6 protein-coding genes are annotated in these 6,407 nt (G+C 62.4%); 4 read left to right on the top strand and 2 right to left on the bottom strand.

Annotated elements, in window-relative coordinates; translation table 11 throughout:
- Window positions 1–266 precede the first annotated feature (266 nt).
- Window positions 267–2,804 carry a tetratricopeptide repeat protein gene (locus ACPW96_RS23000; protein ID WP_425886043.1) on the bottom strand — a complete coding sequence of 846 codons (2,538 nt, stop codon included), beginning with the start codon at window positions 2,802–2,804 and terminating at the stop codon, window positions 267–269.
- On the opposite strand from ACPW96_RS23000, the gene ACPW96_RS22995 reads away from it, so the two are divergent.
- Window positions 2,791–3,120, top strand: coding sequence for a hypothetical protein (locus ACPW96_RS22995; RefSeq protein ID WP_425886041.1), 330 nt, complete (start codon window positions 2,791–2,793; stop codon window positions 3,118–3,120). The two genes, ACPW96_RS23000 and ACPW96_RS22995, sit on opposite strands and share 14 nt — an antisense overlap.
- Before the next feature lie 229 nt (window positions 3,121–3,349).
- On the opposite strand, the gene ACPW96_RS22990 is transcribed toward ACPW96_RS22995, so the two are convergent.
- On the bottom strand, window positions 3,350–3,748 hold the full coding sequence (locus tag ACPW96_RS22990) for a hypothetical protein (RefSeq protein WP_425886040.1): 399 nt from the start codon (window positions 3,746–3,748) through the stop codon (window positions 3,350–3,352).
- A 297-nt stretch (window positions 3,749–4,045) separates the two neighbouring features.
- Here ACPW96_RS22990 and ACPW96_RS22985 point away from each other — a divergent pair, with 297 nt between their 5' ends.
- Genes ACPW96_RS22985 through ACPW96_RS22975 form a run of 3 tightly spaced genes read left to right on the top strand, consistent with a single transcriptional unit; the run spans window position 4,046 to window position 6,011 of the window.
- Window positions 4,046–4,825 carry a hypothetical protein gene (locus tag ACPW96_RS22985; protein WP_425886039.1) on the top strand — a complete coding sequence of 260 codons (780 nt, stop codon included), beginning with the start codon at window positions 4,046–4,048 and terminating at the stop codon, window positions 4,823–4,825.
- A 26-nt stretch (window positions 4,826–4,851) separates the two neighbouring features.
- Window positions 4,852–5,244 carry a hypothetical protein gene (locus ACPW96_RS22980; protein ID WP_425886038.1) on the top strand — a complete coding sequence of 131 codons (393 nt, stop codon included), beginning with the start codon at window positions 4,852–4,854 and terminating at the stop codon, window positions 5,242–5,244.
- Window positions 5,244–6,011, top strand: a complete 768-nt coding sequence (locus ACPW96_RS22975; protein WP_425886036.1) for a hypothetical protein — start codon at window positions 5,244–5,246, stop codon at window positions 6,009–6,011. Before ACPW96_RS22980 ends, ACPW96_RS22975 begins: the two co-directional genes overlap by 1 nt.
- The last annotated feature ends 396 nt before the right edge of the window (window positions 6,012–6,407 follow it).

Here is a 6,407-nt window from a genome sequence, read left to right as displayed (position 1 = left end):
CGACTACCGCGCCCTAACCGCATAACCAGCACGAAGAATCACGAACGCCGCGTACACCACCTCAAAGGACTTGACCACGGCGAGTGCCATCCTGCTAACCGGCAGTCGCCCTTTGACCAATGCGCTCAGTCATCACGGCTGGTGCAACTATATGCTGCGCAATCTAAGCCAGCCCTATCGCGTCCCGGGTCGGGTGGAGCGTCGGTGGCTGACTTCGTGCCCGAATCTGCCCGCTCGGCCGAGCCGGGGGAGTTTGACAACCGGACCTACGACCGGTTAGGCCTCTCTTCGTCGCCTCGAAACTGGGAGAGCCGTTCGCGAATGGTTTGGGTGGTGGGGTGATCGGCGCCCTGTACGCGAATGGAGTCCACCAGTACCTTTTCCAGTTCCTCGATCGCCTGCCGCCGATCGCCGGCTTTGCCCCGGGCATTCGCAAGGTTGAGTCGGCAAACAATCGTGTTGGGATCGTCTCTCGCCTTCGTCCTGAGCAGGTCAGGCAACAAAGCCTCCAGCGCCGCCACCTGGCCTTTCCAGTCCTCCATCATTCCTCTGTTGCGAGCGATGTTGGAACGAGTCGCGAGGACCCCCTCGTAATAGGGCCCTTGTGAGAACTCAAGCTTCGGGAGGAGTGCTTCAAGTTCGGCGACCGCGTCTGGCCAATCGCCCGCCTCACCCAAGAATGCAGCCAGATTGCCCCAAGTAGTCAATGTGGCGATGTCAGACTCGCCTAGGGCCCGCCTCTTGTCGTGCAGAAGCAATCTATGCTCCTTCACCGCGGCCCTTAGGTCGCCAGCCTTACCGTGATACCTGGCGAGGTCCCCTCGGGCAGCTAGCACGGCTCGATCATCCGCTCCAAGCAGGGCTTCGTAAATGTTGATCGCGGGAAGCAAAGTGTCGTAGGCCTCCAAGTATCGGCCGACGCGGTGGTAAAGCCGCGCGAGTTCAACTCTGGTGTCCGGGAGTAGACGCGCGGGGAAAACTTGGCGCGTCTGCGCATCACGTTCGTAGCCCTGGATTACTCGATTGAAAAGCCCAAAGGTGTGCTCCCAATCTGCCTCGGAATCCGCCTGCGTTCGGCTTAGGGCATACGCGCCCCACGCCCCCGCAAGATTGTGCATTGGGGGGAGGGTCTGCGGGGCGTCGGGTCCGTATCGATCACTGAGCCGTGCAAGTTCGCCTTCGTATGCGTCGATCGCAGTACGAGCGTATCCCGCATCCGTAAGGGCCTCCACCGTGGCCAGGAGCAACTCGCCCCGGGGGTGGCGATGGCGAAGCAGGTTCAAGAGATCCTCGCCTGCCGTCTCACGCCCAGACGCGCGACGCATTCGTAACAGCGCTGCGCGTAGTCGATCGGAGATGTCCAATTCCGTGTCAGCGAGGTTCTGAAGTAGCGCCATCCCCGTGAGTGACGGTATATCGGACCAGTCCTGCGTTTCGGCTCGCTGGGTCAGTTCCTTGCGGACGATGGCACTCTGCGTTTCGATTTCGAGAGTGCTCAGTTGTTCCTTCTTGGCAGCGGACGCGGCCGTGAACAACGAGATGCTGCGGAATCGCACGATTCCGTAGCCACCTGATTCGACCGTTTCGGTCCACCCAGTTGCACGCGCGACTTCTACGTTCTCGGAGCTGATCCAGGACGCCATGGTCTCTGGGCCGTGACACGCTACCAGTGCCAGCGCTGTGCGTGCAGTGTTCTGCAGAGCACTCCAGGCGGCCTCGGGTCCAGGTGCTCGTAGCCACGCAGGCTGTATAGGGGGGAGTGCTGAATGCCCTGCCAGTGCTTCCCGGATCGACCTGCGCGAAATCGCGCCGATCAAACGGCCTGGCACACCGTCTGCCGCGGTGACAACCGCGCCAAGGGCTCCGGCGTCGGAGATTCCCTCCCCGAAAGATTCCTGCATCCGCGCCATGCACAGCTTTGCCAGTTCTTGGTCGGTGAACCGACCCGCCACCTCACTAGTAGGAACGAACACTTCCGTCCCTTGCAGAAAGCGGTGGCAAGCGCTGTCCACTGCAATTCGGTCACTATCCAACGTGAGGGCAAGCAGAACTCGTGAGCCAGGGACCTTGATGACCCGCTCGAGCGTCTCGAACAAATCGCTCGGGGCATCCTCGGCATCATCCAGAGCGACAATGAGCGGGACCAGTCCAGCTAGCCTCCCCATGGCTTCTGCGCTCTCCGCGAGCTCTCCTGCTGCGGCCTCCCGCGTTGAGAACCGACGGCTGTGATCGACCTTCAGCGCTTGATCGAGCCGTCGTCGGCGAGAAGCAAACAAGGCTGGCCCGCGGTTTAGCAGGTCGCCAAGATCCCCCATGTCTCCCAGGAAATCGATCCCCTGCCCGACAACGGGGATGTACTTGCCGACCAAGAATGCCAGGTCCCGCGCGTATCGCCACCGTTCCGCGGGTGCGTCATCAATACGGTGAATAGCTTCCAGCAACGCTCTCGCATGCTGCATCCACTGAAGTTGTGCACTCTCGATGATCGACGGGTCTCGACCGCTCAACCCCAACCAGATCCACGGCAATCCCGTTCCGGGCGGCACCGTGAATTCGTCCGGGGCCAACAGTCCCGGTAGCGGCGCTCCGCCGCTCTGACCGAGGAACCGTGGCCAATACTCGCGGTCCTGTTGACGTGCTGCGTACTCATAAAGCGCTTGCAGGGTGGTCGACTTGCCCGAACCCGGTCCGCCGCGGATGACGACGACACGAGTTGCGTGGTCGCGTGAAAGCACGGAATCGAAGCTTCGCGTGAGCCTGTACGCCGCGCGCTCCATGCCTCGTGCCGGCATGAGCCACTCCATCCGCGAACAGTATCAGCCGGCGGAGGAGGAGCGCGCACCCTTGGACTCGCTGTACGCCGCGATCGCCGTCTATCGCGTCGCGACGGCAATCAGCTACCCCCCGATCAAACTCGTCGCCGACACGCTCAAGACCAGCCAGAGCACCGCGACCCGCCTCATGACGCGCGCGCGTGATGCGGGTCTCGCGCCGGAAGTGCGGATCCAGGAGCCTCGGCGGGCACCAGCGGTTGACCCGCACAACCCCGGCAGGACGTACGAGCCATCGGCACCCCAGGGGAGGCCGTCTCAGCGCGGAGGGCCGTCGATTGGGCGATGAGCGTGCCGCGCCGGGTGCCATCTGGCGGCTTTTGCCGGCTTGGCATCACGCATGCCAGCTTGAGCATATTGCTCACAGATAGCGGCGTTTACAACTCTCGGTAGTGCAATATGCTCATTTCGTGCTCACTGTAGCCGAGGCGCATTTCGGAGCCGAGCGGCGAGCTCGGCGGGCGATGCATTTGCCACATTGATCAGGGATTTTTGCACCCAATCTGCCCGCGAACCATTCATCGCGGCATGTTTCTAGCGGTTGCGGGATGTCGCCCGGCTCCTAGGTTATCGTCGTAATCCCGCGGTTCTTGCAGGTTCTGGTCTGATTGAGCATTATGCTCAGTCGTGTTCGAGTCCCCGCCCGGCACAACGATCTCTGGCTGCACGCCGAGGGTGAGTAGGGAAAGCTCAACAACCCGCCCGTCGTACACCTTCGCGAGTTGGCGAAGGATGCTGCTCCTGCCGGTGCCGTACGTGCCAGCGAGTGCGATGTTGCGCACTTCTGGCTGGGTGTCGATCGTTCTCTTCAAGATCGTGAAGTAGACGCCGTGCGCAGGGAATGAGTACTCGGGTGCCAAGCTCGACAGCTGTGGCGCTGACTCAGTGATTTCGGCCCCGGTTGGCTGACGTCCCATTCGAGTCCCCTTCTCGTCGCGAGTGCGTCGGATCGCAGCGCCGAAAGCCACGCCCTTGGCTGCTCGCTCTCGAAATCCTACGAGGAGCAATTGCGCGATCCGCTGCCAAGCCATGTCGGCGTGGCGGGATGCGCCGCCGTGATCCCCGTCGGCATCCGGGGAGCGACACGCGGGCGGAACCTTTGGGGGCATGCCCCACGGACGTGGTGGCCGCTGCGGTGCCCCAGCGGCCAACCGATGCGTGCACACTTTGTGTCGCGGCGGACGGGTGTCCGCACCTGACGAGATACTTCAAGAGTGAGCAACAAACGCGGAACCCTCTTGTCGCAGATCGAACGCGATCTTCTCGACGAGAAGCCGCTCGACACGCTGCTGCGCAAGCTCATTCTGCTGGGCGGCAACACCGGGTCTGCGGAGCTACGCGACTGGGCCTCTATGGAACTCCGTGGCTACGAGAAGCAGGACGAGCTCCCGTCGTACAGATCCGTGCATGCACCGCTCCAGATCGACGGATCGGTCCCGGGCGGCAGCATCAGGCATCAGACAATCGGCGCGCTCGACATCCCTGACTTTGCCCGAGACGAGATCAAAGAGGTCGTCCCGCTGCGCATGGGCGTACGAGAAATTCGCGGCATGGTCGACCAGCAGAGAGGCGACAAGGTAGTGAAGCTGCTGCCTCCCGGGGCTCCAGATCTCGTCAGCTACATGAACATGACAGGCGAGCTGAACGGCCACATCACTGACCTGTACTGGAGCGTCAGCACCGTCGCGCTTGAGGGTGTGCTCGACCAGATCCGAACCCGCCTCGCCGAACTCATCGCCGAGCTTCGCTCCAGCACCCCAGCCGGGCAGTCGCTACCCACCCCGGCCCAGGCCGCCAACGCCGTGAGCTTCGTTATCAAGGGCCGAGGAAATCGCGTTCATATCGCTCAGGCCGCCGAGGGAGGCACTGTCACGATTCCCCGCGAAGACGCGACGAGGCCCTTCTGGACCCGGGCGAAGGTGATCGGCGCAGCGCTTGTGGGCCTCGCGACGATCGTGGGTACCGGCATCGCAGTGTTGCAGTATGCGGCTTGAACCAGCAGCGAACCTACGAGGAGAACATGTCAGCACCGGACCTCCCCCGAACTGTCACATCCGTACTCGTCGAAGAGGACGCAGACTCCGTCAAGGTGACGTGGGGTCTCGGCGACCCCGTCGAGACCCCAACGCCCGAGTACTTCGGATATGGCATGTTCTACTACGACCCCGCCGGAAACGGGGGTAAGCGGTTCGGCGTCAGGTTCAGCACCGAAATCACTGCGTGGATCTTCGACAATGAAACCGCAACTCAGGCCAACTACCTGGCAGACAGTGTCACGGCAACGACGGATGCCGTCGTCGTTCATTTCAATGATGCGACTCTCGGGTTGCTGCAGATCGGGACGATTGCGGCCTACGCGCACATCGAAGGGCGCGATGAGCAGCTCGAGATCCCCGTGAGCCTGCTCCGCTGATGACCGACGCCGACGCTGAGCAGGCCGACTCATTCGGCGAGAACATCGTCGAGATGATGTTCACAACGTGGGTCGACGCCGAGTTGACTCGACGCGGCCATGGGCTCACACGGGCCGATGTCGGCAAAGCGGTCATCGAGCTCCCGCCGTTCGGTGCAACGCCGATCGTGCGGTTAAACGACGATGTCTCCCTCCAAGCACGGGCCGTTGCCTCGGCTCCGATAGCAAAAGGTGAGGTGGTCACGTCGGAGAATGTCAGCAGCTTGGAGGCCTTCTGGCCCGTTGGCATCCACGCCGACAGCGGTTGGCTGGCGTACGTCGTGGTGGGGGCGAGCGGCTACGTTGCCTTCGACTTCCGGTACAACAAGCAGCGCAACGCTGAGCTTCTCGGCTTGGCCGATGACTACCTCGAAACCGCCGAGGGGAACTACGCGCGCGCGCTCCGCCCAGCGATCGATAACCTGCTCTCGGCCGCCGAGCTGACGGTTCAGGCGCAGATGCTCGGCCAGTCCGAACAGACGACATTCCACAACCTTCGAGACAAGTGGCTCCGCGACAACGAGCGCCTGGGAAATGCACCGGACGGATTCTTTTCGCTTCTCAAGCGACTCCGGAGTGAGCGCGCCGCCGCGCGGTACGGAGACGGTATGGTCTCGATCTCACATGATGAGATGCCGGAGTTGATCGCGACAGTACGAACGATGATCGAGCATGCGGCAGCGAGAACTGGCCTTGTCGCCGTGGACCCGTCAGTCGAGAACAACTAAGCCTCGATCCATCGATGAGCCTGGGTCTTGAGCTGGTACCGAAACCGCACACTCGGGACCGCAAGCGCGCGCTGCCCACAGGGGCATCCGATCCGAGCGAGCGCTCGTTTGCGGATTCGACGCAGGATGTTTCGGAGCGCCGAAAGGCTTTCGCGCGTAGCCAACCTCAGCCATGATCGGAACTATGGATGGCCAGCGCACGTTGCTGTACCCAGCGATCGAGTCAACATAGCCGCGCCAATGTCGTCACGTCGACAACGCGAGAACGCCATCCAGTTCCTCGGCGGACACCCCACGGGTCAGCCTCTCTTCCGCGATGGGTCAAGTCCTTTGAGGTGGTGTACGCGGCGTTCGTGATTCTTCGTGCTGGTTATGCGGTTAGGGCGCGGTAGTCGG

Source organism: Micromonospora sp. DT81.3 (assembly GCF_049847225.1).
Taxonomy (GTDB): Bacteria; Actinomycetota; Actinomycetes; order Actinomycetales; family Microbacteriaceae; genus Microbacterium.
Note: the sequence above shows the minus strand (reverse complement) of the source record. Positions and strands in the feature narration are given on the sequence as shown.

Coding starts and splice junctions, on each gene's coding strand:
- ACPW96_RS22995 (WP_425886041.1), top strand. CDS start 2,791: ATGAGCCACTCCATCCGCGAACAGTATCAGCCGGCGGAGGAGGAGCGC.
- ACPW96_RS23000 (WP_425886043.1), bottom strand. CDS start 2,804: ATGGAGTGGCTCATGCCGGCACGAGGCATGGAGCGCGCGGCGTACAGG.
- ACPW96_RS22990 (WP_425886040.1), bottom strand. CDS start 3,748: ATGGGACGTCAGCCAACCGGGGCCGAAATCACTGAGTCAGCGCCACAG.
- ACPW96_RS22980 (WP_425886038.1), top strand. CDS start 4,852: ATGTCAGCACCGGACCTCCCCCGAACTGTCACATCCGTACTCGTCGAA.
- ACPW96_RS22975 (WP_425886036.1), top strand. CDS start 5,244: ATGACCGACGCCGACGCTGAGCAGGCCGACTCATTCGGCGAGAACATC.